At 67.2% G+C, this 26292-nt stretch carries 26 protein-coding genes; 17 read left to right on the top strand and 9 right to left on the bottom strand.

Translation table 11 applies throughout. The features are described 5' to 3' along the window. The first annotated feature begins 97 nt into the window (after positions 1-97). The 5 genes from AAHB16_RS31740 to AAHB16_RS31720 all read left to right on the top strand — a co-directional run bounded on the left by AAHB16_RS31740 (position 98) and on the right by AAHB16_RS31720 (position 4855). Positions 98-1510 (top strand): cytochrome-c peroxidase, encoded by a 1413-nt coding sequence (locus AAHB16_RS31740; RefSeq protein WP_342052847.1) that lies wholly within the window; start codon positions 98-100, stop codon positions 1508-1510. Next, on the top strand, positions 1507-2181 hold the full coding sequence (locus AAHB16_RS31735) for a hypothetical protein (RefSeq protein WP_342052846.1): 675 nt from the start codon (positions 1507-1509) through the stop codon (positions 2179-2181). Before AAHB16_RS31740 ends, AAHB16_RS31735 begins: the two co-directional genes overlap by 4 nt. 295 nt (positions 2182-2476) lie before the next feature. Further along, positions 2477-3457, top strand: coding sequence for a Bug family tripartite tricarboxylate transporter substrate binding protein (locus AAHB16_RS31730; RefSeq protein WP_342052845.1), 981 nt, complete (start codon positions 2477-2479; stop codon positions 3455-3457). Continuing rightward, positions 3450-4373 (top strand): PhzF family phenazine biosynthesis protein, encoded by a 924-nt coding sequence (locus AAHB16_RS31725; protein WP_342052844.1) that lies wholly within the window; start codon positions 3450-3452, stop codon positions 4371-4373. The genes AAHB16_RS31730 and AAHB16_RS31725 overlap by 8 nt, the downstream gene beginning before the upstream one ends. Continuing rightward, positions 4370-4855, top strand: coding sequence for a RidA family protein (locus AAHB16_RS31720; protein WP_150376548.1), 486 nt, complete (start codon positions 4370-4372; stop codon positions 4853-4855). Before AAHB16_RS31725 ends, AAHB16_RS31720 begins: the two co-directional genes overlap by 4 nt. A 26-nt stretch (positions 4856-4881) precedes the next feature. Here AAHB16_RS31720 and AAHB16_RS31715 read toward each other — a convergent pair whose 3' ends face one another. The 3 genes from AAHB16_RS31715 to AAHB16_RS31705 are packed head-to-tail and all read right to left on the bottom strand — an operon-like array spanning position 4882 to position 8642. Continuing rightward, positions 4882-5685 (bottom strand): helix-turn-helix transcriptional regulator, encoded by an 804-nt coding sequence (locus AAHB16_RS31715; RefSeq protein WP_342052843.1) that lies wholly within the window; start codon positions 5683-5685, stop codon positions 4882-4884. Between the two features lie 22 nt (positions 5686-5707). Further along, complete coding sequence (locus AAHB16_RS31710) at positions 5708-6391, bottom strand: Fe2+-dependent dioxygenase (RefSeq protein WP_342052842.1); 684 nt, start codon at positions 6389-6391, stop codon at positions 5708-5710. 40 nt (positions 6392-6431) lie between these two features. Then, positions 6432-8642: a TonB-dependent receptor gene (locus tag AAHB16_RS31705; RefSeq protein WP_411859886.1), complete on the bottom strand. Its 2211-nt coding sequence runs from the start codon at positions 8640-8642 to the stop codon at positions 6432-6434. Between the two features lie 477 nt (positions 8643-9119). On the opposite strand from AAHB16_RS31705, the gene AAHB16_RS31700 reads away from it, so the two are divergent. Together AAHB16_RS31700 and AAHB16_RS31695 are read left to right on the top strand one after the other, a co-directional pair. Next, complete coding sequence (locus AAHB16_RS31700; protein WP_342052841.1) at positions 9120-10286, top strand: esterase-like activity of phytase family protein; 1167 nt, start codon at positions 9120-9122, stop codon at positions 10284-10286. A gap of 39 nt (positions 10287-10325) precedes the next feature. Beyond that, positions 10326-10697 carry a cupin domain-containing protein gene (locus AAHB16_RS31695; protein WP_150376538.1) on the top strand — a complete coding sequence of 124 codons (372 nt, stop codon included), beginning with the start codon at positions 10326-10328 and terminating at the stop codon, positions 10695-10697. A 16-nt stretch (positions 10698-10713) separates the two neighbouring features. Here AAHB16_RS31695 and AAHB16_RS31690 read toward each other — a convergent pair whose 3' ends face one another. After that, positions 10714-11904, bottom strand: a complete 1191-nt coding sequence (locus AAHB16_RS31690) for an SMP-30/gluconolactonase/LRE family protein (RefSeq protein WP_342052840.1) — start codon at positions 11902-11904, stop codon at positions 10714-10716. Between the two features lie 133 nt (positions 11905-12037). On the opposite strand from AAHB16_RS31690, the gene AAHB16_RS31685 reads away from it, so the two are divergent. Next, complete coding sequence (locus AAHB16_RS31685) at positions 12038-12985, top strand: LysR family transcriptional regulator (RefSeq protein ID WP_342052839.1); 948 nt, start codon at positions 12038-12040, stop codon at positions 12983-12985. A gap of 5 nt (positions 12986-12990) precedes the next feature. On the opposite strand, the gene AAHB16_RS31680 is transcribed toward AAHB16_RS31685, so the two are convergent. Beyond that, positions 12991-13764, bottom strand: coding sequence for an SDR family NAD(P)-dependent oxidoreductase (locus tag AAHB16_RS31680; protein WP_342052838.1), 774 nt, complete (start codon positions 13762-13764; stop codon positions 12991-12993). Between the two features lie 145 nt (positions 13765-13909). Between AAHB16_RS31680 and AAHB16_RS31675 the strand changes: the two genes are divergently transcribed. Next, positions 13910-14824, top strand: coding sequence for a LysR family transcriptional regulator (locus AAHB16_RS31675; RefSeq protein WP_150376530.1), 915 nt, complete (start codon positions 13910-13912; stop codon positions 14822-14824). A gap of 3 nt (positions 14825-14827) precedes the next feature. Here the strand turns inward: AAHB16_RS31675 and fliD are convergent, their stop codons facing one another. Continuing rightward, positions 14828-15640 carry a flagellar filament capping protein FliD gene (fliD, locus tag AAHB16_RS31670; RefSeq protein ID WP_191002291.1) on the bottom strand — a complete coding sequence of 271 codons (813 nt, stop codon included), beginning with the start codon at positions 15638-15640 and terminating at the stop codon, positions 14828-14830. A gap of 182 nt (positions 15641-15822) precedes the next feature. Here fliD and AAHB16_RS31665 point away from each other — a divergent pair, with 182 nt between their 5' ends. Next, complete coding sequence (locus tag AAHB16_RS31665; protein ID WP_342052837.1) at positions 15823-16353, top strand: glycine zipper 2TM domain-containing protein; 531 nt, start codon at positions 15823-15825, stop codon at positions 16351-16353. Here AAHB16_RS31665 and AAHB16_RS31660 read toward each other — a convergent pair. Further along, positions 16350-17240, bottom strand: a complete 891-nt coding sequence (locus tag AAHB16_RS31660) for an AraC family transcriptional regulator (protein ID WP_150376526.1) — start codon at positions 17238-17240, stop codon at positions 16350-16352. The two genes, AAHB16_RS31665 and AAHB16_RS31660, sit on opposite strands and share 4 nt — an antisense overlap. 135 nt (positions 17241-17375) lie before the next feature. Here AAHB16_RS31660 and AAHB16_RS31655 point away from each other — a divergent pair, with 135 nt between their 5' ends. Then, positions 17376-17921, top strand: a complete 546-nt coding sequence (locus AAHB16_RS31655) for a carboxymuconolactone decarboxylase family protein (protein WP_342052836.1) — start codon at positions 17376-17378, stop codon at positions 17919-17921. On the opposite strand, the gene AAHB16_RS31650 is transcribed toward AAHB16_RS31655, so the two are convergent. Continuing rightward, positions 17902-19161, bottom strand: a complete 1260-nt coding sequence (locus AAHB16_RS31650; protein ID WP_342052835.1) for an MFS transporter — start codon at positions 19159-19161, stop codon at positions 17902-17904. The two genes, AAHB16_RS31655 and AAHB16_RS31650, sit on opposite strands and share 20 nt — an antisense overlap. Before the next feature lie 103 nt (positions 19162-19264). Here AAHB16_RS31650 and AAHB16_RS31645 point away from each other — a divergent pair, with 103 nt between their 5' ends. Together AAHB16_RS31645 and AAHB16_RS31640 are read left to right on the top strand one after the other, a co-directional pair. Further along, positions 19265-20074 carry an AraC family transcriptional regulator gene (locus AAHB16_RS31645; RefSeq protein WP_342052834.1) on the top strand — a complete coding sequence of 270 codons (810 nt, stop codon included), beginning with the start codon at positions 19265-19267 and terminating at the stop codon, positions 20072-20074. Between the two features lie 58 nt (positions 20075-20132). Continuing rightward, positions 20133-21446, top strand: coding sequence for a chloride channel protein (locus AAHB16_RS31640; protein WP_150376520.1), 1314 nt, complete (start codon positions 20133-20135; stop codon positions 21444-21446). Here AAHB16_RS31640 and AAHB16_RS31635 read toward each other — a convergent pair whose 3' ends face one another. Beyond that, positions 21447-21890, bottom strand: coding sequence for a histidine phosphatase family protein (locus AAHB16_RS31635; RefSeq protein WP_150376518.1), 444 nt, complete (start codon positions 21888-21890; stop codon positions 21447-21449). A 164-nt stretch (positions 21891-22054) separates the two neighbouring features. Between AAHB16_RS31635 and AAHB16_RS31630 the strand changes: the two genes are divergently transcribed. The 4 genes from AAHB16_RS31630 to AAHB16_RS31615 form a co-directional block, all read left to right on the top strand. After that, positions 22055-22291: a CbtB domain-containing protein gene (locus tag AAHB16_RS31630; RefSeq protein ID WP_150376516.1), complete on the top strand. Its 237-nt coding sequence runs from the start codon at positions 22055-22057 to the stop codon at positions 22289-22291. 11 nt (positions 22292-22302) lie between these two features. Further along, complete coding sequence (locus AAHB16_RS31625) at positions 22303-23025, top strand: CbtA family protein (protein ID WP_342052833.1); 723 nt, start codon at positions 22303-22305, stop codon at positions 23023-23025. Positions 23026-23112: 87 nt separating this feature from the next. Further along, positions 23113-25206 carry a TonB-dependent siderophore receptor gene (locus tag AAHB16_RS31620; protein ID WP_342052832.1) on the top strand — a complete coding sequence of 698 codons (2094 nt, stop codon included), beginning with the start codon at positions 23113-23115 and terminating at the stop codon, positions 25204-25206. After that, the coding region (locus AAHB16_RS31615; protein ID WP_342052831.1) for an ABC transporter substrate-binding protein at positions 25206-26292 on the top strand (1087 nt) is incomplete at its 3' end. The genes AAHB16_RS31620 and AAHB16_RS31615, both read left to right, overlap by 1 nt.

The raw sequence follows: 26292 nt of genomic DNA, 5'->3' as shown, positions 1-26292 counted from the left end.
CCGCCGGCCCCCCCCCCCGGCCCCCCCCCCCCCCCCCCACATCCGCACCGCACAGTCGTTTTCCTTTCTATCCGGCGCGCTGCCACGCGCTGCAGTCATGCGTAAACTCCCGATCGTTTTCTGCCTTGCCGCCGCCGCGTTCTCTCTGGCCGCGTGCAAGGATCAGCGGCAGGCCGGCGCGCCCGCCGCGACCTCTTCCGCGGATGCGTCCGTCAAAACCGTCACCGTCGCCGTCGCCGTTGCCGCCCCCGCGCCCTCGAAGCTCTCGCCCCCCGCGCAAGTGGGCCAGCGCATGTTCTTCGATCCGACGCTCTCGGGCTCCGGCCGCATCTCGTGTGCGACGTGTCACGATCCCGCGCACGCGTATGCGCCGGCCAACGACCTGTCGGTGCAGCTCGGCGGCGCGGACATGAAGCAGGCGGGCACGCGCGCGGTGCCGACGCTGATGTACAAGGACTACACCGATCCGTACTCGGACGAATTCCAGAACCCCGACATGGTCAGCCCGCCCGCGCCGGGCGGCGGCATGACATGGGATGGCCGCGCCAACACCATCGCCGAGCAGGCCGCGATTCCGCTGCTGGCCGCCAACGAGATGGCGAACCCGAGCCCGGATGCCGTGGTGGCCGCGATCGAGCACGGCCCCTATGCCGAACTGTTCCGTCAGGCGTACGGCGCGGACGTCTTCGCCGACCGCAAGCGCGCGTTCGAGCTGGCAGGCGTTGCGCTGCAATCGTTTCAGACCGAGGACCGCAGCTTCCACCCGTACTCGAGCAAGTTCGACCTGTTCCGCAACAACAAGATCGGCGGCGCGCTCAACGAGGCGGAACTGCATGGGTTGCGTCTGTTCGTGGATCCGAACAAGGGCAACTGCGTGGCCTGCCATCTGATCGGTGGCGGCAACGGCGGCAGCCAGGACATCACGAGCGACTACTCGTTTGCCGCCATCGGCGTGCCGCGTAACAAGAATATTCCGGCCAACGACGATCCGAACTACTTCGACATGGGCCTGTGCGGGCCGCTGCGTACCGACCATCTGCCGACCACGGCGAACAAGGGCGTTGGCTGCGGCATGTTCAAGACGCCGATCCTGCGCAATGTGGCCACGCGCCATGCGTTCATGCACAACGGCGTGTTCCATACGCTCGACGAGGTCGTGCACTTCTACAACACGCGCGACACGGAACCCGGGCGCTGGTATGCGCGCGATGCGCACGGCAAGGTGCGCAAGTTCGACGACCTGCCCGCCCGCTACCAGGCGAACATCGACGACCAGATGCCGCTCGATGGGCGCCGTGCCGGCAGCAAGGCGCCGATGACCGAGGACGAGCTCAAGGACCTCGTCACGTTCCTCAACACCCTGACCGATGGGTACGTGGTGCCGGCCGATGCGAGGCCTGAGCCGAAGGCCGGCGTATTCGGTCCGGCCACGCCCCCGACGCCTCCCGCGCCTCCTGCGCCTCCCGCGCCCGCGCAGCCCGCCTCCATTCAGAAGACCGCCGCACGATGATTCGCCGCCATTTCGCTTCCGCCACCGTGACCGTCACCGTCAGCGCGCAGGGCGCTGCCGCCGTTGCTGCCGCGGCCGTGACCCTGCTAGCCGGGTGCAAGCCGTCCGAGCCGACGCAGGACACGTTCGCGCGCGTGCTGCGCCAGCATATCGACAGCCACGCCGAGCTCTGCGTCGGCCGCCACGCGTGGCCGATCGATGTTCCGGACGTGCCCGAGCGCGCCACGCTGCGCGACTACCAGCAACTGAACGCGCTCGAGCATGCGGGCCTCGTCACGCACGAAAGCGGCCTCACGATGAAGCGCGACCGCCACGACGGCACGTTCGACACCGTGCCCGCGTGGCGCTATACGCTGACGGACACGGGCCGCACGTTCTTCAAGGCGCATCCGGAAACCGCCAATGCGCATGCCACCGGCATGCCGGACCTCTGCTACGGCAAGATCCGGCTACAACAGGTCCGCGGCTGGACCCCGATCCAGCGCGACCCGGATGCCGCGCGCGACATCACCACGGTCACGTACACCTACACGATCGACGCCGCGCCGTGGACGCACGACGATGCCGTACAGCGTGCGTTTCCGGTGGTGGCGCGGGTCGTCAATGGCAGTGGCAAGGACGAGCTACGACAGGACGTGGCCGAGTCGCCGAACGGGTGGATCGTGAGATAGCGAATCCGGGCGCGCACACCCTTTGCGCCAGATCAAATCGCGGAAACAGGCTGACACGTTTTTGGGTGTTTCTTCGGCGCACTATTGCGACGCCTACCTCTGCTTGAAAGGAGGCCGCCACGGCCATCGTGATGCCTATCCGAGCGCGGCACTCGGAACGTGTGCGGACGGGGAGGCCGGGCCAAAGTCCTGACCGAAACCCACCGTCGCATTTCGGATCCACCCCGTCGCATTTCGGTTCGCCGTCGCTCGGCACCCTTTCTAGACTCGGCACATCCACTATCGGGAGCCTGCCGTGTCATTCCTACCCAAGACTCTTCTCACCTGCCGCGCGCTGATCGCGGTGGCCGCCGTCGCGTGTGCCGCCGGGGCGCACGCTGAAGCCTGGCCGGCCAAGCCGATCACGATGGTCGTGCCGTTCCCTGCCGGCGGCGGAACCGATCTGGTCGTGCGGTCGATTCAGCCGTTGCTGCAGCGGGAACTGGGCCAGCCTGTGGTCATCGACAACCGCAGCGGCGCCGGTGGCACGATCGGTTCCGGATTTGTCGCGCGTGCCGCCGCCGATGGCTATACCGCCGGCGTGGTCACGACAAGTACGCATGCCGTCAGCGTGGCGATCTATCCGAAGCTTGCCTACAACCCGAGCAAGGATTTCGCCTACGCGGGCTTTATCGGCACGTCGCCGTACGTGCTGGCCGTCAACAACGACCTGCGCGCAAAGGATACCAAGGCCTTCATCGCGAAGCTCAAGGCCGACAAGACGCAGCACAGCTTTGGATCGGTCGGCGTCGGCACCGTCTCGCACCTGATCGGCGAGCAGTTCCAGAAGCTGGCCGGCGTGCCGATCACGCACGTTCCCTACCGTGGCGCCGCGCCCGCCTACACGGACCTGATCGGCGGGCAGGTCCAGATGATGTTCGACAACCCGGTCGGCCTCGCCCCCTATATCAAGTCCGGCAAGATCGCGGCCATCGCGACGACGGCCCCCACGCCGCTGCTCGCCGACGTGCCCACGTTCGCCAGCCAGGGCGTGCCGGGCTTCGAGCAGCAGCTGTGGTACGGCATCGCGTTCCCGAAAGGCACGCCCCCCGCGATCGTCGAGCGTTTCAACGCGGCGTTGAACAAGGTACTGTCCGACAAGACCGTGGCCGACGACCTCGCCAGCAAGGGCGTGACCGCGCGCCCCGGCACGCCGGCCGCTTTGCAGGCCGCGGTACAGAAGGACACCCCGTACTGGGGCGCGATTGCCAAAGCCGTGGGAGCCACTGGTGAGTGAAGTCACGCTGATTCGCGTCTTTGTTCGCGCCGCCCGCGAACGGGAGGAAGTCTTTCACGCCAATGGCACGCTGCGGTCCGAACTGGCGGACGCCCCCGCGGGAGGCAATCCGGTACCGCTCGTCGCCGACGCGCGTGGGATGACCGCCGCGGCGATGCAGGCGGTGGCCGCGGCGTATGGCCACGAATCGGCCTTCGTGCTGCCGAGCGAGCGCGGCTGCGACTGGCGCCTGCGCTTCTTCGTGCCCCAGCACGAGATGGAGATGTGTGGCCACGCCACGGTGGGCACGCTGTGGGCATTGCGGCAGTGGGGCCAATGGACGAAGCCGACCGCCACCATCGAGACGCTGAGCGGCGTGGTGCTCGCCCGGTGGGACGAGGGCGAGCGGCGTGTGTGGATCTCGCAGCCGGAAGTCCGCCTCGAAACCCTCTCCGACGCCGACAGCGCCCGCGTGGCCGCGCAGCTGAACCTGCCGCCAGGCCCGTCACAAGGCGGGTACCGTGCGGTCAATGCCACCACGAGCCGCGCCAAGACCCTGCTCGAGCTGCCATCGGTCGAGGCACTCGATGGCCTGAAGCCCGACTTCGCCACGATGGAAGCGCTGTGCGAGTCGATCGCCTCGACCGGGCTCTATCCCTATGCGTTCGGCGGCATCACGCGGGACGGCAAGCAGATCGTGCACGCGCGCCAGTTCCCGAAGTCGTCGGGCTATCCGGAAGATGCGGCCACCGGCATCGCCGCCGCCGCGCTATGGGGCTACCTCGCCCGCCGGTCGAGCACGACCGCTTCCATTGCCGTATGGCAAGGCGATACCATGGGCAGTCCCTCGGAAATTCTTGTAGCGCCGCGCCATTCCGAACTGGGCGAGCCGGCGGGATGCTGGCTCAGCGGCAATGTTGCCTGGAGCCATCCATGACGATTCAATCGCCCGAAGCCCGGCTTGCGGAAGCCGGCTTCGTCCTGCCCGAGGTACCGACACCGCGCGGCAACTATGCCCCGTTCAGCGCGATTCCGCTGGGCAGCGGACAGTGGGTATCGATCGCGGGACAGGTATGCCGGCGCAACGGCGTCGCGATGAGCGGACAGTGCAGCACCGAGGCCGATATCGAGCCCGCGCAGCGCGCGGCCGAGGTCTCGATGCTCAATGCGCTCGCCGCGCTGCGCATGGCGTGCGGTGGCGAGCTGTCGCGCGTGCATCAGGTGGTGCGCGTGCGCGGCTTTATCCGCGCGACGCCGGAATTCACGCGCCACCCTGCGGTACTGGACGCGGCCTCGGCAGTCTTGCGCATCGCGTTCCCCGAGCACGATCTGCCCGCGCGCACGGCGCTGGGCGTGTCGAGCCTGCCCGACGCCGCCTATACGGAAATCGAAGTCGACGCGATCGTCGCCACGGTATAAGTTGCCGCGCGATCGCGGGACACCGCTCAGTCGATATCCCGCAGCAGGCGGTGCAGATGGCCGCTGCTCGCGAATCCGAGCTGAACGCTGACCCGCGCCGCGGTCTGGCCCGATGCCAGCAATGCGCGGGCATGCGACGCGAGCATGCGGCGCCGGATCTCCACCGGACTCGCGCCCAGCTCGATCTGACAGGCACGCTGCAAACGGCGAATCGAGACGCCGAGATCCGCGGCCACGGCGTCGATCGACGGCATGGCCTGGTCGCGTTCGAGCGCCGACGTGAATCGCCGGACCATGCGCAGCACGATCGATGCGGGTTCGGCCGGCACCGCGGCAGGTAACGCAGGCAGCCGGCCCGTGACGATCTGCTCGACGATCGCCCGCACCAGAAAGGCCGCACTCTGCGCGGTAATGGTGGGGGCCAGCAACGCATCGAGCATGGCCACCGTGGCCGCATCGAGGTGCAGCGCGCCAAACTGCCGGCATTCGCGCAGGCGGTCCGGCGGCAGATAGAGTTCGCCGTGATGCTGGCGTCCGGGATCGGACGTCGTCACATGCGTGGTGGAAGCGGGTAGCAGCACGGCCGTGCCCCGCACCAGCATGGCATCGTGCGTCGCGTCCGGTGCGGCATCGTCCGCGGTAGCGTCGTCCGACGGCGGCGCGGCAACGTCCCAGACAGTCCGCAATCGGCCCGCGCGCGGCCATAGCAGCATGCCGCAATCGTGCATATGCCACGCGCGCTGGAAACCGGGCTGCCGGCTCTCATGCAAGGCAAAGCCGTGGCTGGCGGTCAGGTGCAGTTTGGGAGAGAGGTGGGGCGTGCGCGGCATGCTGCCGATGATACCCGCGGAATCAGGCGTCTGCCCATCGCCGCAGCAGGTTGTGATACACGCCCGTCAGGCCGATCACCGACGCGTGGTCCGCGCCCAGTGCCCCGCTGGCCTGACGCAGGTTGTTGTCGAGGTCGAACAACAGCGCGCGTTGTCCGTCGTCGCGCACCATGCTCTGGATCCAGAAGAACGACGACACCCGCGCGCCACGCGTGACCGGCGTCACATGGTGCACGCTCGTGGCCGGGTACAGGACCATATGGCCCGCCGGCAGCTTGACGCGCTGCTGGCCATACGTGTCCTCGATGACCAGTTCGCCACCGTCGTAATCGGCCGGATCGGTCAGGAAGACGGTCGCCGACAAGTCACTACGAATACGGAAGTCGGTGCCCCGCAGATATCGGATGGCGTTGTCCACGTGATTGCCGAACGTCTGGCCACCCTCGTAGCGATTGAACAGCGGCGGAAACACCTTGAGCGGCAGCGCCGCCGAGAAAAACAGCGCGCTGCTGGCCAGCGCGTCCTGGATCAGTCCCCCCACCTCATGCGCGACGGGCGAGCCTTCCGGCAACTGCATATTGCGCTTGGCCAGCGCGGACTGGTAGCCCGAAGTCTGGTTGCCGTCCACCCACTCGGCGGCATCCATCAGTGCGCGGCATCGCGCGACCTGCTCGCGCGTCAGCAGGTCGGGAATCTGAAGCATCATGGTCGGTGCGCCCCCGGGGCGCCAGCCCCGGGGACAGTGCTTAGAAGCGGAAATTGGCGGTCAGCATACCAAAACGCCCCGGCGCCAGCGATGCATAGTGCGCGGTAAAGGCCTTGGTGAAGTACTCGCGGTTGAACAGGTTCTGGACGTTGAGCTGCAGCGTCAGGTTCTTGTTCACACGGTACGCGGCCATCGCGTCGAAGCGCCAGTACGACGGCACATACAGCGAGTTGGCCGGGTTGCCGAATACCTGCGCCACGTAGTACGCGCCGCCACCGACCGTGAAGTCAGGCAGCAGTTGGTACGTCGACCAGAGGCTGAAGCTGTTCTTCGGCGTGTTCGGGAACTGGTTGCCGTTGTTGGCGCGGTTGACGGCGCCATTGTCCTCGAGCTCGCTATGCAGGTACGTATAGCCGCCAAAGACGCCCCACTTGTCGGTGAGGTTGCCGGCAAAGCCGAGCTCGAAGCCCTTGACCTTCTGCTTGCCCACGTTCTGCGTGGTGTTCGCATCCACGGCCACGCGCGCGTTGTCCTTATCGATCATGAACACCGCGCCGGTCAGCGACAGCCGGCGGCCGAGCAGATCCCACTTGGTACCGAGTTCCCACGAGCGGCTGCGCTCGGGGTCCAGGTTCTGGATCTGCGCGGTCAGGTTGTCCGCGCCATCGCCGTTGGTCGTGCCCGGCGGCGACGAGGCCGTGCCGTACGACACATAGATGCTGCCGTACTCCACCGGCTTGTAGACGATACCGGCCTGGTAGTTGAAGAAGTGCGAGCTGTTGGAGAGGCCCACCGCCGCCACCGCCGCGTTGGTGTTCGGATTGGTGTACGCGGGCGTGAACTGGTTCGTGCGATAGCTGTCGTAGCGCACGCCACCGTTCACGAGCCACTGCTTGGTGATCTCGACCGTGTCGAACAGGTAGACCGCGCGTTCGTTGGTGGTGGTATTCGTCGTCGCCGGCAGCTTGCCGATGCGGCCGCGCCACGGATCGCCCGGATTCGGGTTGTACAGGCTCGTGCAGTCGTAGCTGGCCAGCAGCGCGGCATTGCAGGTGGTACCCGCCACGCTCGGCACGATGTTGTACGGCGTGTTGTTGGTGTCGTCGCGGCTGAACTCGAAGCCGAACAGCGCGGTGTGCTTGAGGAAGCCGGTCTCGAACTTCGCGGTGAAGTCGGTCTGGTTGGTCAGCGTCTCGGTGGCCGAGTCGCGGTTCTTCGTGCTGCGGTAGACGTAGCCGTTGGCCACGTTGCCACGGCTGTCGTCGGGGTTCGTAACGATGTAGTCGTTGGTGGAACGGCCCCAGCGCGTCAGGTTACGCACCTTCAGGCGATCGCTGAACGCGTGCTCGATGATCGCGGTGCCGATATCGGTCTGCGTCTTGCGGAAGTCGCGATCGACGAGGCCGTAGAAGTTGTTGCGGTCCACGTTAGCGGGTCCGACCGGATTGGCCTTGCTCGCCTGCGCCGCCGGACGCGCGTACGGAATGCTGTAATCCGGCATATCGCGGCCCTGCAGGTGGTAGTACTGCAGCGTGACCTTGGTCGGCCCCGTCATGCCGAACGTCACCGACGGCGCAAAGCCCCACGAATGGCCGCCGACGGCCTCGCGGCCCGGCGTATTCGCGTCGTAGGCCATCGCGTTCAGGCGCAGCGCGGTGTTGTCGTTGAGCAGATAGTTGCCGTCGAGCGTCGCGCGCTTGTAGGCATCGGTGCCGATGCCCACCGAGCCCTGCACGAAGTTCTCCTTCTGCGGCAGCTTCGACACGATATTGATCATGCCGCCGACGGAGCCCTTGCCGCCGAAGGCCGAGCTCGGTCCCTTGATGACCTCGATGCTCTCGATATTGAACGTGTCGCGCGTCTGCGATGCGGCATCGCGCGCGCCGTCCACGAAGATGCTCGCCATCGAGTCGAAGCCGCGGATGAACGGACGATCGGAGATGGGGTTGCCGCCCTCTCCCGCGCCGAATGTGATGCCCGGCGTGGTACGCAGCGCGTCCTGCAGCGTGATCGATCCGCTCTGCTGGATGACCTCGGCGGGAATCACGGTCACCGACTTCGGCGTGTCCAGCAGCGGCGCGGTGAACTTGGCGGACTGTGCCTCATCGACCTTGTACTCGTCGCGCTGGGCCTGCACGGTCACGCTCTTCAGCCGGGCGGGCGGACTTGCCTGCGCCGTGGTCTGCGCCGGTGCGGCCGGCTGCGGTTGCGCTTCCTGGGCGGCCGCGCCCTGCATGGCCATCGCGGCCATCGGACCCGCGATCGCGGTGACGAGCGCGTTGGGTCGGAACACCTCCGAATATCTGCTCATGATGCTGATTTTCCCCGAGAGACTGTCTTTGTTAGTAGTGGCTCACATGCACGGAGAAGCAGACAGCCGAACCTGTTCTACAAGCCATACATGGATCCGGAGGCGGATTGTATGGATTTACGAATGAAAACACAAATGCGAATGATTCGCATATAAAGTCGATACAAACACCATTTCACGGGTCCAATGGACGTCTACAGCGGCCAAGTTCGGCCTTCGTAGTGGAAAATTGCGCACTATCTGCACTTGCAGATATTTCACTATCGACGACGGCCATGTTCACAATGTGGAGCGTGAAAACAACAGGTAGCGAAATACGCACCTGTGGGCTCGGCGATAAAAACCGGGGATCGCCGCAAAGCCTCGTCACGCGCGGCTGGCACAATCGCGCGTTGACCCCGCACAGGACATCCGCACATGCGCGCCCGCGCCCGCCTCTTTCCCCTGAAGCCGATTCTGGTCAGCGCCCTGGGCGCACTGGCCATGCTGGCCCTGCCCCTCGCCCATGCCGCGGACCGCGCCGTGGGCAGCCTGCGTTTGATTGGCGAGCAACGTATTCCGTCCGGCGAGATGTTTCGCGACACGGCGGTCGGCGGCCTGTCCGGACTCGACTACGACGCGGCCTCCGACACCTGGTATCTGCTGAGTGACGACCGCTCGGAGAAGGCGCCCGCGCGCTTCTACACGGCCAGGCTAGACCTCGATGCGGAGGCGTTTCGGGGCATTACGCTGACCGGGGTCTCGGTGTTCACGCAGCAGGACGGCAAGCCCTATCCGTCGCGCCTGCGCCAGGTGCTGGCGCGCGGCGAGATTGCGGACTTCGAGTCGATACGCATCGATCCGACCGACCGGTCGCTCTGGTACACGAGCGAGGGCGATTGCCTGACGACGTTTCGCGATCCGTCGATCACGCATGGCTCCGCCACGGGCGCCTTTATCGCGCGCATCGAGCCGCCGCCGATGTTGCGGCTCTGCCATCCGATCGGTAGCGGCTCGCGCTTCAACGCGACATTCGAGGGCCTGACGTTCTCGGCAGACGGCCGCACGCTATGGGTGTCGATGGAGGGACCCACGCACGAGGACGGGCCACTGCCCACACCCGAGCAGGGCGCGTTCGGCCGCGTGACCGAATTCGCGCGCGACGGCGCCGTGCTGCGCCAGGTCGCCTATCCGATCGACGCCGTGGTACCCGTGCCGGCAAAGGGGAAGCACGGCGAAAACGGTGTCTCCGACATGCTCGCGGTGGACGAGAACCGCTTTCTGATGATCGAGCGCGGTGCCGCGCAGGACGAGAACGGCCGCTGGTCCAACGACATCCGCATCTACGAGATGAATATCCGCGACGCGACCGACGTGCGCGAGGTTCCGGCGCTGCGCGAAGGCACGTTCAAACCCGCGACGAAGCGGCTCGTCCTGAATCTGAAAACACTGGCATTGCAGCGGCTGGACAATATCGAGGGCATCGCGTGGGGGCCGAAGCTGCCGAATGGCCACGACACGATCGTGCTGGTCTCGGACGACAACTTCCATCCGCCGCAGATCACGCAATTGCTGGCCTTCGAGGTGCTGCCGCCGGTAAACTGACGGGCTTTCGTTATCCACACTCTCCGCCCCGGCATCACCATGACCACGACGCCCGCCCTGATCGACTTCCGCGCCGAACCGGCCCCCACGCACGACCGGCCGAGCCCCGACCGCCTGGTCATCGGCAATCCGCACCGCACCACGTGGACGCACTACAGCGCCGAGCGCGGTGACTTCGACTGCGGCATCTGGGCCTGCGAGCCCGGCGCCTGGCGCATCGTGTTTCCGCCGACCAAGGAAGAGTTCTTCCACGTGATCAGCGGCCGCGTGCGCATCGCCGACACCGCGGGCAACGCGCGCGAATTCGGTCCGGGCGATGCCTGCGTGATTCCGTCGGGCTTCGAAGGCACGTTCGAGGTGGTCGAGCCCGTGCGCAAGTACTTCGTCGTACTGGACCGCAGCGCCGGCTGACAGCCCAGCCCGGCGTTTATCGCGTCGGCGCGGGCTTCGCGTCGATCTTCACGCGGAACAGCGAGTAAGGCCTGGATCGCAGATCCTTGCCGCCGTTGAAGCCCGGCATCCGGTGCAGCTGGTTTGCCGTGAAGTACAGATAGCCGTCCGGCCCGATCGACAGCGTATCGGGCCACAGCGCGCGCGGGTCGTGCACGATCGTTTCCCAGCTGCCATCGGGCAGACGCTTGCGAATGCCGTTGTGTTCGTAGTCGGTTGCGTACACCGCGCCGTCGGCATCGGCCTCCATACCGTCGGAGGCGCCCTTCTCGCCCAGATCCTTCACCGCGGCCGAGATCTGCGCGTCGCTGGCCGCCGGGTCGCGCAGCAGTTGCGTGGGGACCGCGTACAGATGGCGGCTCGACAGCGGCGAGAAGTACAAGGTCTTGCCATCGGCGGACAGCGCGATGCCGTCGGACGCGACGCCGAACGGGCTGGTCTTGCCATCGGCCGCGCGGTTCATCATCGTCTTGCCTTCGACCACGGGCACGAACGACTTGTCCACCGACGTCGATGCATCGCCGCTCAGGCGGCGCACCGCGCGGCCGCTTTCGATATCGACCACGATGATCGCGCCGGGGCCCGATACCGACGAATCGGTGACGTAGATGGTGCCTGCCTGGCCGACGCGGAAGTCGAAGCGCATATCGTTCACGTACGTGCTGGGCAAGACGACCTCGGGCGGGAAGACGAGCGACTTCACCACCTTGTTCGTGGCCAGATCCACGGCGACCAGTCGCGCGCGGCCCGGTGCGGGCGCCGAGAATTTCGGCGCGGCCGTATCGAGGATCCACACCCTGCCCTGGCCGTCGGCCACCACGCTCTGCACGCTCAGGAAGCCCTGCGGGTTGTCCTCGCGGTTGATCGCCGCGTCGGGATACGGCACCACCTTGCTGCCGCGAATCTCGCCCACGGTGAACGGCACATCGTCGCCCCAGCGCGGGAAGTTGACGAAGATGCGGCCGGTTTCGGTCACCGTCACGCCCGTCGGCATCGCACCGCGAAATGCGAAGACCTGCTCCAGCGTGCCGGCATATCGCTCGGCCGGGAGGCTTGCGGAAGCGGGCTTGCCGGCGAGCGCGAACGGCGCGGCCAACGCGAGCGTGAGGGCTGCGGCAAATCGCGAGAGTCTGGGAAGGCCCCGATGGGCGAGAGACTGATCTTGCATGGTGAACCTCGGCGGATAGATGACGATGGGAAAGACTGCAATGGATCCATCATGGCCATCGCCAACTGATTCAGAAAGAGGCAAAATCAGGGAGCACTTTCCCTGAATCAGTGAAAATCCCAGCGTCTCTTCCATGATCCGCATCGACGACCTCGCCCTGTTCGTACGTTCCGCCGCGCTGGGCAGCTTCTCCGCTGCCGCGCGCGAAATCGACCTGCTGCCCGGACAGGTCAGCGCCGCGATCCAGCGGCTCGAGCGCGACCTCGGCATTCGCCTGTTCGCGCGCTCCACGCGCAGCCTGCGGCTGACCGCGGATGGCGAGCAATACCTGCCCTATGCACAGGGCGCGCTGGAGTCGCTGCGCGAGGGACATGAACGTGTGCATGCGGAGACCGCGGCGATCAAGGGCGTGCTGCAGATTGCCGCGCCCTCCGATCTCGGCCGCAACGTGCTGCTGCCGATGCTGACGGAATTCCGCCGCGCGCATCCGCAACTGACGCTGCGGCTCTCGTTCTCCGATCAGGTGGCCGACGTGTTTCGCGACCCCGTCGATGTGGCATTGCGCTACGGCAATATGGAGGACTCGAGCTATGTCGCCATGCCCGTCGATCCGGGCAATCGGCGTGTGGTGGTGGCATCGCCGGCCTACCTCGCCGCGCATGGCGCACCGGCATCGCTCGATGCGCTCACCTCGCACACCTGCCTGCGCTTCATGCTGCATGGCCGGGTGTACGACAAGTGGGCATTCCAGGAGGATGGCAAGCGCCGCGTGGTGGCGGTGTCCGGGCCGCTCGTCAGCGACGATGCCGATATCGTGCGCCGCTGGGCGGTGGCCGGCGAAGGCATCGCGTACAAGTCGCGGCTGGACGTCGCCGAAGACATTGCCACGGGCCGGCTTATCCCGCTGCTCGACGGCGTGGTCGGCGATGCGATTCCGCTGAATCTCGTCTGCCCGCATCGCAAACAGTTCTCGCCGGCCATCCGGCTCCTGCACGCGTGGCTGCAGGACCGCGTGGCGCGGCACTTTCCGGCCACGGAACGCCCGAGGCGCGCGGCCGGCGGGCGCGCGCGCAAGGGCTGACCGGCTCAGACCAGCATGCCGCCCGACGCTTCGATGCGCTGCGCATTGATCCACTTCGTGCCGGGCGAGAGCAGCGCCGCGACCACGCCCCCGATATCGTCGGGCAGGCCCGGGCGCCCCAGCGCCGTAACCGACGCCACCATCGCATTGACCTGCGGGTTGTCGCGAACGCTGGCGCCGCCGAAGTCGGTCTCGATCGCCCCGGGCGCCAGGCTATTGACGCTGATCTGGCGCGCGCCGAGTTCCTTGGCCATGTAGCGAGTGAGCACTTCCACTCCACCCTTCATCGCGCCATAGGCGGCGTAACCGGGCATCGAGAAGCGTGCGAGGCCGCTCGACACGTTGAGAATGCGCCCGCCGTCGGCGATCAGCGGCAACAGCTTCTGCGTCAGGAAGTACGGCGCCTTCAGATGCACGCGCATCAGTTCATCGAACTGGGCCTCGGTCGTTTCCGCGATCAGCGCATGGATACCGACGCCCGCGTTGTTGACCAGAAAGTCGAAGTGCGTGCGTTGCCAGTCAGCGAGGACTGACTTCACGTTTGTCGCAAACGCGTCGAAGGTGCTGCTGTCGCCGACGTCGAGCTGCAGCGCGACCGCGCGGCGGCCCTGTGCCCGCGCCGCCGCCACGGCCGCTTCGGCCTCCGCGCGGTTGCCGCGATACGTCAGGATGATGTCGGTGCCCTGGCGCGCCAGATGCTCGGCGGCATTTCGGCCGAGGCCGCGGCTGCCGCCCGTAATCAGGGCGATGGGAGCGATGGAGGAAGTGGGCGTGGTCATGGTCGGATCCTTGGTCGATGCATCGCGCGTTCATGCGTCGATGCGTTGATCCCACTTTATTGCGCGATCGATAAGGAATAAACTACGCATCTACGATATGACTGTTCACATGACGTGAACGATCGCGACGGCATAGCAGGGCACCATGGACAGCCTCGACACGCTCCGCATCTTCCTGCGCGTTGCCGATCTCGGCGGCTTCGCGCGCGCGTCGGCGAGCCTCGAACTCTCGAAGGCCGCGGTATCGATGGCCGTGCAGCGGCTCGAATCGTCGCTCGACACCCAACTGTTCCACCGCACCACACGCAAGGTCCAGCTGACCCAGGACGGGCAGGCGTTCTACGAACGCGCGCGCGATCTGCTCGACGACATGGATGAACTGCACGGGATGTTCCGGCAGGGCGAACACGCGCTGAAGGGAAGACTGCGCGTCGATATGCCCGCGGGTCTCGCGCAGCAGACCGTGCTGCCGCGCCTGTCGGAATTCCTCGCCGCGCATCCGGACCTGCAGATCGAGATCAGCGGCACCGACCGGCGCGTGGACGTCGTGCGCGAAGGGTTCGACTGCGTGATCCGCGTCGGCCCCCTGGAGGACAGCAGCCTCGTGGCAAGGCCGCTCGGCGTGCTGCCACTGCTGAATTGCGCGAGCCCCGCCTACCTGCGTGCGTACGGGACGCCGCACACGCTGGCGGACCTCGCGAACCACCGGCTCGTGCATTTCGTGGGCACGTTCGGCCAGCGGTCTTCGGGATTCGAATATATCGAGGATGGCGAGGCAAAGGCCCTGCCGATGTACGGCGCGGTGACCGTCAACAACGGGCAATCTTACGAGGCCGCGGCGCTCGCGGGCCTCGGCATCGTGCAGGCGCCCGCGCACACGATGCGCGCGCTGATCGAGGCAGGCGGCCTCGTCGAGATCCTGCCCGGCCTGCAACCGCCAGCGATGCCGGTGACGCTGCTCTACGCGCAGCGGCGCAACCTGCCGCTGCGCGTGCGCGCCTTCATGGACTGGGTGACGGCATTGCTGACGCCGTCGATGGTGAAGCCGGTCAACCCTTGAACTTCAACCCTTCAGCACAGCCAGCTGGTCCGACATGAACGCGCTGGCCACGCCCATGTCGTTGTAGAGCAGGCTCAGCCGCTGGAACTGCGCGCGATAGCTAGCCATCAGCGCGGTCACGCGATCGGCCTCTTCATCCTGGTTCCGGCCAAGCAGCGCAAGCATGTCGCTCGCCTTGTCGGACGCCTGGGTCAGCGGGCTATTCTTGCCGGTCAACGTGGTAGTGAGCGCCGACATGCGGCCGCTCAGACCGGACGTGCCGTCATCGCCCACGAAGAACTGCTTCACGCCTTTCGGATTGCTCTGGATAGCGCCGTCGAGCCTGGCCTCGTCGAGCTGGAGCGCGCCGTCCTTGTCGAACGACAGGCCCATGTCCGCGAGCGAGCCGCCGGGAATATTGTCGAAAGCCTTGCGCAGCTGCGACTGCACGTCGCTCAGCGCCTTGTCGCCGAACAGCGCCGCGCCGGCCTTGGCGTCCTTGTCGTAGGCACCGAGATCCGAGACCACTTTCTGGGCCGCGTTGTACGACGCCACGAACGCCTTCACGGCCGACTTGATCTTGCCCGCGTCCGGCCTGGCCGTCGCGGGATCGTTGCCGACGGGGTCGAACAGGCCCGTTTTGCCGAGGCCCCCCGCCGCCGTCTTGAGGCTGCTCAGCGCGTTGATCACCTTGCCGTAGCCCGAAAGCTTCGCCGTATACGACTGCTCTTGCTGCGCCAGATTGCCCAGCCGACCGCTCTGTTGGCGCTGGATGTTGGCCATCAGCGTGTCGAGATTGAGGCCTGCAAGCGATCCGAGCGAGGAGGACGTAGCCATAGGGGGCATGGGAATGGTGATTGACAAGCGATTAACGGTGACATGTCCAGACAGCTTTAGCGTCACTTGAAGCATTTTTGCCAGATCGCACGCCGTGCCCGTGTGGTCTGCACGTATCTCATTTTCGGCTCATTCTCGCTTCGTAATCTTGTTCTCAACCAACGCTTGTCAGGGGAAACAAGATGAACACCACCACTGCCACCACCACCGCCACCGCCACCAGCACCGCCGGCCGCGCCCTGCGGGCCGCCACGCTCGTCGGCGCCGTCATGGCCGCCACATTCACGGTCACCGGCTGCGCCAGCCTCAACCCGCAGGAGCCGATCTACTCGGCCTCCCAAGTGCAGCGTGCCGACTACGTGCAGACCGCCCGCGTCGAATCGGTCCGTCCGGTGCTGATCGACAATAGCTCGCAGGCCTCGAGCCTGTTCGGCACGATCGGCGGCGGCCTGCTCGGCGCCGTGGCCGGCAGCGCCATCGGCCACGGCCATGGTTCGCTGCTCGCCGGCGTGGCCGGCGGCCTCGGCGGCGCGCTTGCCGGTAACGCGATCCAGTCGCACGTCGAACGCACGCAGGGTCTGGAGATCACGGTGCGCACGCCCGACGGCCGCATGCAGTCGATCACGCAGCCCGCGTCTGCCGGCCAGTTCTACCCTGGCCAGCCGGTGCGCCTGATCTCGGGCTACGACGGCACCACGCGTGTCGCGGTTTAAGTCGAATGTGAGTCCTGACCTTCGGCTTCGCCCCGCAGCCATTCGCGGGGCGATTGCCCGACCTTGGCCTGGAACGCGCGCGACAGGGCCGACGGGTTGGCGTAGCCGAGTTCGTCGGCCAGCCGCTTGACCGGCGTGCCGTCGCGCAGCCGCGCCTGGGCCAGGCTGACGCGCCAGTCGGACAGATAGTCGGCGGGAGTCTGGCCCACCACGTCGCGGAATGCCGCGGCGAACGCGCTGCGAGACATGCCCGCGCATTGCGCCATCCGCTCGAGATTCCATGCGTCGCCGGGCGCTTCGTGCATCGCGATCAGCGCGCGCGCGAGCCGCGGATCGGACAGTCCCGTGATCAGGCCCGGCTGGACGCCGGCCTCATCCGGATGGTCGAGCAGCCAGCGCAGCAGCTGGATCAGCACGACCTCGAACAGCCGGTCCGCCAGCAGCCGCTGGCCGCAACGCACCTGCTCGGTCTCGGCGAACAGCAGGTCCAGCGCGGGCGACAGGCCTTGCACCCGGGCAAGCGGCAGTGCAATCAGCGGCGGCAGCGCCCGCGCGATCGGGTTCATGGCACCCCCCGCGAACTCGAGCGTCGCGCAGGTGAACTGGGAACCGTCGGCCGGCGGATTGTGGAAGCGATGCACCGCATGGCGCGGGTAGAACAGCAGCGTCGGTTCCCTGACATGCAGCCGGCGCGGCAGGCCGCGCGTGCTGTGCGTGACCTCCATCTCTCCTTCGCGCATGACATGGAGAAAGCCCCGGCCCTTCTCGTCGAATGTGGTCAGGCCGCAGAGCGGTCCGTTGTAGAACAGGTGTGCCCGTACGCGGAACCGCTCGAGCACGGCGGAGAGGCGGTCCTGGGCAGTGACGGGTGACGAGGAAGCGGCCATGGCGGTGACTGGACTGACTGGACGAATTGATACATATTCCGGACGAATTGTATCTTAACGTACAGCGCCGACAACCATACTGGCTTCCAGGGACAGCAACCGCCGTCCGCCACCACCGAATGAAAGGAAGCCATCATGACCGCACGTACCCCCCTGCTCGACCAGCAAACCGCCCCCGCCGGCAGCGTCGAGACGCTGGCCCGGATTCACGGCGCCTTCGGCACCACGCCCAACATGTTCCGCGCCGTGGCCAATTCGCCGGCCGCGCTCAAGTCGATGTGGGGCGCCTTCGGCGCGCTCGGCGGCGGCGTGATTCCGGCCCAGCTGGGCGAGAAGATCGCCGTGGCGATCGCCGACCGTAACCGTTGCGAATACTGTCTGGCCGCGCATACGGCGCTGGGTCGCAAGGCCGGTGCGTCGACCGCCGACATGGCCGCCGCGCAAGGCGGCCGCTCGGACGACCCGAAGACGGCCGCCGCGCTGACCTTCGCGCTCAAGGTCGTCGAGCAGCGCGGCCAGGTGGCGGAAGCCGATGTCGCCGCGGTACGCGCCGCCGGTTTCAGCAATGAAGAAGTGGTCGAGATCGTCGCGCACGTCGCGCTGAACCTCTTCACCAACTACATCAACGTCGCGTTCGACGTGCCCGTGGATTTCCCCGGCGTCAGGCTGACCGCGCGCTGATCGGTCTTGCCCGCTCCCTCGCCGGGAGCGGGGTCTTTGCCGTATCGATCCGCATCGAACGCCCCGCGAACATCCCCACCCCCGCCATCGCCATACCCACCGCCACGCACAGCAGCAACGGCAGCGTCCAGTGGCCCGACCCATCGTGCAGCAGACCGACCAGCGGCGGACCGCCCGCCGCAAGCAGATAGCCGATGCACTGCGCCATGCCCGACAACGCCGCGGCCTGGCCCGCGCCCGACGTGCGCAGGCTGATAAAGGCGAGCGCGAGAATCAGGCCGCCGCCGGCGCCGAACCCGAAGCAGAGAATCCACAGCACGGCCCACTGCGGGGCGAGCAGCAGACCGCCAAGGCCGACCGACATACTCAGCGACAGCATCGCCGCGAGCGCGCGCTGATCGCGCATGCGCGGCACCAGCGGAATCAGCAGCAGCCCCGGCAACGCGGTGGCCAGCAGCAGCACGCCGTGGAAAGAACCGGCCTGCCCGGCGGAATAACCGCCATCGCGCAGGATCGCGGGCAGCCAGCTCACGCCCACGTAATAGAGGAAGCAGTCGAGCCCGAGGAACAGCGTGACCTGCCACGCGAGCGGCGAGCGCCAGAGCGCGCGCGAGGAAGCTTCGAGAGCGGCTGCCGCTGGTGCCGCGGTTGCCTTCGGAGCGCCGCGCGACAGCTGGGGCAGCCACACGACGGCGGCAATCGCCTGCAATACGAGCGCGGCCGCGGCCACGACGCGCCAGTCGAAGCCCGCGAGACGAGACAGCGGTACCGCCAGCGCGGAAGCGCTCGCCGCCGCGATACCCATCGTCAGCACATACACGGCCGTGAGCGCGGCCACCTTGTCGGGGAAATCGCGCTTGAGCAGGCTCGGCAGCAGCACGTTGCCGATTGCAATCCCGCTGCCGACGATCGCGGTGCCCGCATAAAGCGGCGCGGCGTGGCCGCTCGACCGGACCGCAATGCCCGCGGCGATGATGCCGAGCGCGAGAAACAGCGCACGCTCGAGGCCGAGCCGGCGCGCGATACCGGCCGCGAACGGCGACACCGCCGAGAACGACAGCAGCGGCAGCGTGATCAGGAGGCCCGCCTGCGTGGCGCTCAGGTCGAAGGTCTGCTTCAGCGTTTCCAGCAGCGGGGCAATGCTCGTGAACGGCGCGCGCAGGTTGGCCGCGATCAGCAAGATGCCGGCAAGCAGCGCGATCTGGGACCGTGTGCCAGTCCGCTTCGTTTCGGTTGTCATGGTCGGGACTCTCATGGGGTGGGCAACATGGGAGTCAGCTTATCGATGGCCGTACGGCATGAATTTAGCTATCCTGACAAGATATCGCTAAATCCGGTCATCCATGTCCCCGTCAGTCCTTGCCGAGATGCGCGCGCAGAACGATCTCGATCGCATCGCGCAGCCCGCCATCGCATTGCGTTCCCACGCCTTGCGCGGCGACCGCGATCCATCGATGCATCGCCATCGCAAGGGGCAACTCGTGGTGGCGCTGCGCGGCAGCGTCATCTGCGAAGTGCCCACAGGGCTCTGGATGGTGCCGCCGCATTGCGGCGTGTGGATCCCCGGCGGGCGGCCGCACCTGATGCGCGTCACCGCGGACACCGACCTGTGCCTGCTTTGCGTGGAGCCGACGGCCGCGGCGCTGCCCGAAGAATGCTGCACGCTCTCCATCAGCCCGTTGCTGCGCGAACTGATCCTGCGCATCGCGGCCGACCCGCAGGACTATGACGAGGGCAGCCGCACCGCCCGCATGGTCGGCGTATTGCTCGAGGAGCTCGCGCAAATGAAGGTGGAGCGGCTCTACTTTCCCATCTCGGAAGATGCGAGGCTGCGGCGCATCGCCGACGCGCTCGCCGCGCGTCCCGACGATCGGCGCACGGCAAGGGAATGGGCCGAGCACGTTGCGGTGAGCGAGCGCACGCTGACGCGGCTGATCCAGCGGGAGACGGGCATGACGTTCGGTCGATGGCGCCAGCAACTGCATATCGTCGTGGCGCTCGGCAAACTTTCCGCGGGGGCGCGCGTCCAACGCGTGGCCGAGGACCTCGGCTATGAATCCGTGAGCGCGTTCATCACGATGTTCCGCAAGGCGATGGGCAAGTCGCCGGCGCGCTATTTTTCCGAAACCACCGGCGTGGACGCGCTTCGATGACCGACATGCGCCCGATATGGCACCATGCGGTGCGCCATCCGTTCCTCCTGACGTCAGCATGAAGCCTTCCGACACCGCTCCGCTCGCCGCCACCGACAACCCCAGCCCCACCGTCGGCGCGATCGCGCCGCGCTTCTCGATGAAGCTCGGTGTCGTGACGATCCTCACGGGTATCGGCGCGGGTCTGGGCGGCATGCTGCTGGCGTTGCTGCTGCACAAGGTCCAGCACATGGCGTACGGCTACAGCCTCGATTTCACGATCGGGACGGAAAGCTTTCTGGTCGGGGTGACGCATGCCTCCGCGCAGCGGCGGCTGATCGTGCTGGTGCTGTGCGGCCTCGTCGCGGGCTTCGGCTGGTGGGCGATCTATCGCTTCGGCCGGCCGCTCGTGAGCGTCAAGCAGACCGTGGATTCCGATGCGCGCCCGATGCCCCCGGGCACGACGATCGCGCATGCGCTGCTGCAGATCGTCACCGTTGCCATGGGCTCGCCGCTCGGCCGGGAAGTGGCGCCGCGCGAGATCGGCGCGCTGTTCGCAAGCTGGCTGTCCGCGCGCACCGGCCTCACGTCCGAGCAGCGCCGGATGATCGTCGCGTGCGGCGCGGGGGCCGGACTCGCGGCCGTCTACAACGTTCCGCTCGGCGGCGCCGTCTTCACGATGGAAGTGCTGCTGGTCACGTTCAACTGGCAGGCCGCGTGCCTGGCGATGGCCACGTCGGCGATCGCCGCGGGCGTCGCGTGGCTCGGCCTCGGCGCGGAGATCCAGTACGCGGTCCCAAGCTTCCTCCCAACCGCAAGCCTCGTGGTGTGGGCGCTCGTCTGCGGCCCATTGTTCGGCCTCGCCGGCCACGCCTTTATCCAGTTGGCCAACGCCGCGCGTAACCACGCCGCGCGCGGCTGGCAGTTGCCCGTCTACGCGGTCGTCAATTTCACGATACTGGGCGCGCTCGCGATGTACTTTCCGCAGTTGCTCGGCAACGGCAAGGGTGCCGCGCAGCTTGCGTTCGACAGCCAGTTCGCCATCGGCCTGGCCGCCACGCTGCTGGTGCTCAAGGTGCTGGTGACCGTGGGGAGCCTGCGCGCGGGCGCGAGCGGCGGCCTGCTGACGCCGGGGCTCGCCAATGGCGCGCTGATGGCCATCGTGCTCGGCGGACTCTGGAGTGTCGCGTGGCCGGGCGTGCCGCTCGGCGCATTCGCGCTCGTCGGCGCCGCGGCGTTCCTGGCCACGTCGCAGCGCATGCCGCTGACGGCGGTGGTACTCGTGGCCGAGTTCACGCAGGTCAATCACAACTTCCTGGTGCCGATGATCCTCGCGGTGTCGGGCTCGGTCATGACCAGCCGCCTGTGGGAGCGGCACGCATCGGCGCGATAATCAAAGCTGTACGCGCCAGTGCCCCTGCCGCATCGACAGCACGATCTTCACGCCCGGTGCCACATCCAGATGCCAGAACGCGGACATCGGCGCCTGCAGCAACTCCAGCACGCAGGCCCTGACCACGTTCGCGGGCAGGACGGCCTGCCTGTGGCCATCGTCCCAGACCGTTGCCGCAAACCACTGCGAGACGCGCGCCCGCATGGCGGCGAGCGACTCGCCGCCATGGCCATCGAAATCCGGATCGGCGAGCCAGCGTGCGAACGCGTCGGGCTCGGCATCGGCCACTTCCTTCAGCGACCGTCCGGCCCAGCGGCCGTAGTCCACGTCGCGAAGCGCGGGCTCGATGCGGTCATCGACCCGCGCATCGCCGCCGGATGGAAAGACGCCCGCGCGCAGGGCGGCCGGGGCAGGCTGGCATAACAAGGTGAGTTGGACGGTCATGCTCTACAATGGCACCCGATTTCGATGCGAGGAAGCCGGTGAGAGTCCGGCACGGTCGCGCCACTGTATCCCATGCCGGCGGTCATGCCACGGCACGGGGAGTCAGACCTTCCATCGATCCCCTGCCATCCATCACGGAACGCGTCATTCCACAAGGAGCCTCCATGCACGCCAGCGCCGCGCTCGGTTCGTCCCGCGCAGTCCCGACATTGCCCGCACTCGAGCCCGTCTCGATTCCCGTCCGCGAACTGTTGCCCTGGGCCATCTTCGGCAGCATCCTGCTGTTGCTCGCCATCTACTTCGTCGGCGTGGAGGAAGGTGCCGCGGCGATCTTCAACACGATGTACGTGCACGAATTCGTCCACGACGGTCGCCACCTGCTCGGCTTCCCCTGCCACTGACAGGCGCCGATATGGTCAGGAGTCTGTTGATACGCGGCATGGCCGCGGGGTTTCTGTCGTGCCTGCTGGTCTTCGCGTTCGCGAAAATGTTCGGCGAAGCACAGGTGGAAGGCGCCATCGCTTATGAAGCGCGCATGGAACACGCGATGGGCGGCAGCCACGCGCACGAAATGCCGGAACTCGTGAGCCGCGAGGTACAGGCCGGGCTCGGGCTGTTCGTCGGGGTGGCCGTGTTCGGCACGGCAGTCGGCGGGCTGTTCTCGCTCGTGTTCGCTTACGTATACGGCCGCTTCGGCAGGCTCGGCCCGCGCGCGCTGTCGGCAACGATCGCATTGCTCGCCTTTATCGCCATCGTGCTGGTGCCGTTCCTCAAATACCCGCCCAACCCGCCTTCGATCGGCGACCCCTCGACGATCGGCAGCCGCACCGCGCTGTTTTTCGCGATGATCGCGCTGTCGCTGGCGGCGCTGGTCGCGGCCATCATGCTGGCGCGCCGGCTCGCCCATCGCCACGGGGCGTGGAATGCCACGCTGGCTGGCGGCGCGATGTACCTCGTGCTGATCGGTCTGGCCTGCGCCTTGCTGCCCACGGTCAACGAAGTCCCCGACGCATTCCCTGCCTCCCTGCTCTGGCACTTCCGCGTCGCGGCGTTCGGCATGCAGGCCGTGCTGTGGGCCGCCCTCGGCCTGCTGTTCGGCGCCCTTGCCCAGCCGCTGCTCATACGACATTCATAGACGAAAATTTTCTATCCGGGCGTGGGCCCTTCGCTGCTACCATATGCAACTTTGTTGCAATAGATAGACAATATGCCCGCGCCTCGAATGTCTTCGTCCCGCATCGTTCCCCACTCGCTCGCGCTCGCCGCGACGCTGGTCGCCGCGCAAGCCGGCGCGGAAGAAGCGCGGCTGCCGGAAGTCGTGGTCACCGGTGTGGCGGAGGACAGCTACGCCCCGCGCTATGCCACCGGCGCCACGCGCACCGAAACGCCATTGCGTGAAATTCCGCAGTCCGTGCGCGTGCTGCCACGCACGCTCGTCGAGGATATCGGGGCCTCGCGGCTCGACCAGACATTCGACTATGCCAGCGGCGTATCGCGGCAGAACGGCTTCGGCGGCCTCTGGGACAACTACGCGGTGCGCGGCTTCAGCGGCAACGAGAACACCGGCGCTGGCTATCTCGTGAACGGCTTTGCCGCCAATCGCGGTTACACCGCGCCGCGCGATACCGCGACGATCGAGCGCATCGAGGTGCTGAAGGGCCCGGCCTCGTCCCTGTACGGGAGCAGCGATCCGGGCGGCATTCTCAATATCGTCACCCGTCAGCCACAGTTCAAGCCGGCGCAGACGTACGAGATCGAAACCGGCAACTACGATCACTATCGCGGCGTGGCCGATATCACCGGACCGCTCGGCGAGAACGTGGCGGGACGGCTGATCGCGGTGGCCGACCATGACGGCAGCTCGCGCGACTTCGTCAATACGCAGCGCTATCTGCTCGCGCCGTCCATCACATGGGCCGTGGGACCGAACACGATCATCGAGTATGCGGCCGAGATCCAGCGCTATACGGTACCGCTCGACCGCGGCGTCGTGGCCGTCAACGGGCACCTCGGTGCCGTGCCCCGCTCCCGTTTCCTCGGCGAGCCGAACGATGGCGACATCCGCCTCGACAGCCAGTCCCATCAGTTGTCCGTCGAACATCAGTTCTCGGAGGACTGGAAGGGCCGCGTGGCGATGGCCTATCGCGGCGGCAGCCTTGAAGGCTTCTCGACCGAGGCTACCGCGTTGCAGGCCGACGGCCGCACACTGACGCGGCAGCGCCGCTATCGCGACTTCCAGTCCGACGACGTGTCGCTGCAAGCCGATGTCACGGGCAAGTTCGCGACCGGTCCGGTCCGGCACGAGTTGCTGCTGGGTGTGGACACTTATCGGTTCAGCACGAGCCAGGTGCTGCTGCGGCGCAATCCGAGCGCCGCGGCGCCCTACGCGATCGATATCTACGCGCCGGTCTATGGGCAAACGCCGCCGGCGCTGCTGCCCAACACGAACACGTACGAGCGCCAGACCAACGTCGGGTTCTACACCCAGGACCAGATGCAGTTCGGCGAGCGCTGGCGCGTGCTCGCGGGCGCGCGCTTCGACATCTACAACCAGTCGCTCGACAACCGCCTGCGCGCGACCGGCACCGGCCAGCACCAGACCGCGGTGTCGCCGCGCATCGGCGTGACCTACCTCGCCAGCCAGAACGTCTCGCTGTTCGCCAATGCGAGCCGTTCGTTCCGGCCGAATGCGGGGAGCGACGCGAGCGGCAACGCGTTCTCGCCCGAACACGGCCGCGCGCTCGAGGCCGGCGTGAAGTTCGACAGCACCGATCGCCGTACGAGCGCGACGCTCGCGGTGTTCGACATCCGCAAGCGCAACGTGCTGACCACCGATCCGCTCGACGCGTCGTTCCAGATCGCGGCCGGCGAAGCGCGCAGCCGCGGCGTGGAACTCGATGTGGCAGGGCAGATCACGACGAACTGGCGCGTGACGGGCAACTTCGCGTTCACCGATGCGGAGGTCACGCAGGACTCGCGCCTCGCGCCGGGCACGCCGCTGGCCAATATTCCGCGCACGAGCGGCAGCGTCATGGCGATCTACGAGGATCAGGCGCCGATCGGCCAGCGTTATGGCGTGGGCGGCGGCGTGCGCTATGTCGGCACGCGGGCCGGCGATACGCAGAATTCGTTTTCGCTGCCCGCGTACACGCTGGCGGACGTGCTCGCCTACTGGCAATACAGCAAGACCGTGCGCGTGACGATGAACGTCGATAACCTGTTCGACCGCACCTACTACGTGAACTCGTACAGCAGCGTGTGGGTGGCGCCGGGGCTTGGCCGCACCGTGCGTGTGGGCCTGCGGCTCAGCTACTGATGACGACGTCCCGCTCCGCACTGCCTGACTCCGCGCGGCGGCGCCGCGTGCTGCGCGCGGCCATGCTGTCGCCGCTGGCCGGGCTCGCTTCGGCAGCACGGGCGCATTCCACCGCGCCGCCACCCGCCATGTCGCGTCATGGCGTGCGCGTGATCGGGCCGTGGGAGCTTTCCAGTCTCGATCCGCTGCGCAATGGCTATCTGTTCGCGCGCATGCAGGTCACCGAGACGCTCGTCGATTACGACCTCGACGGTACGCCGGTGCCCGGGCTGGCCGCGCACTGGACCGTGTCCGCCGATCGGCTGACATGGCGATTTGCGCTGCGCCCCGATGCGCGCTTCCATGACGGCACGTCGGTGCGTGCCGTCGATATCGTCGCGGCGCTGACCCGTGCGCGGCATGCCGCCGGCGTACTCGCGCGCGCGCCGATCGCGGCCATCGACGCCGAAACGGATGCGGTGCTCATCCGGCTGGAGCGGCCATTCTCGCCATTGCTCGCCTTGCTGTCGCACAGCAGCACGCAGGTGCTCGCGCCGGCGTCGTTCGGCCGCGATGGCAATGTGCGCGCCATCGTCGGCTCCGGGCCCTATCGCATCGTCGAGCTCGAGCCTCCACAGCGATTCTCGATTGCCGCGTTCGACGGCTGGCGGGGCGTGCGGCCCGCCGTCCGGGAGGCCTCCTATCTGTCGGTGGGCCGTGCCGAGATGCGCGCGCTGATGATCGAGGGCGGACAGGCCGAACTCGCCTACGGTCTCGATCCCGGAACGCTCGCGCGGTTGCGTCACGACCCGAACGTGCGGGTGCACGCGGTCACCATTCCGCGTACCACATTGCTCAAGGTCAACGCCGGGCATCCGTTTCTCGCCGATGCGCGCGTGCGGCGCGCGATGTCGCTCGCGCTCGACCGGCGCGGGATCGCCAGCGCAATCCTGCGGGATCCGGAACTCGCCGCCACCCAGCTGTTTCCGCCATCGCTGCCGGGCTGGCACGATGCCCGGCTGCCACCGTTGACGCACGACACCGGTGCCGCGCAGGCACTGCTGCGCGCGGCCCGGGGGGCGCCCCGCCCCGGCGGGTTACAGGCGC

The organism is Cupriavidus sp. OTU4054, from assembly GCF_038440175.1.
Lineage (GTDB): Bacteria > Pseudomonadota > Gammaproteobacteria > Burkholderiales > Burkholderiaceae > Cupriavidus > Cupriavidus pauculus_D.
Note: the sequence above shows the minus strand (reverse complement) of the source record. Positions and strands in the feature narration are given on the sequence as shown.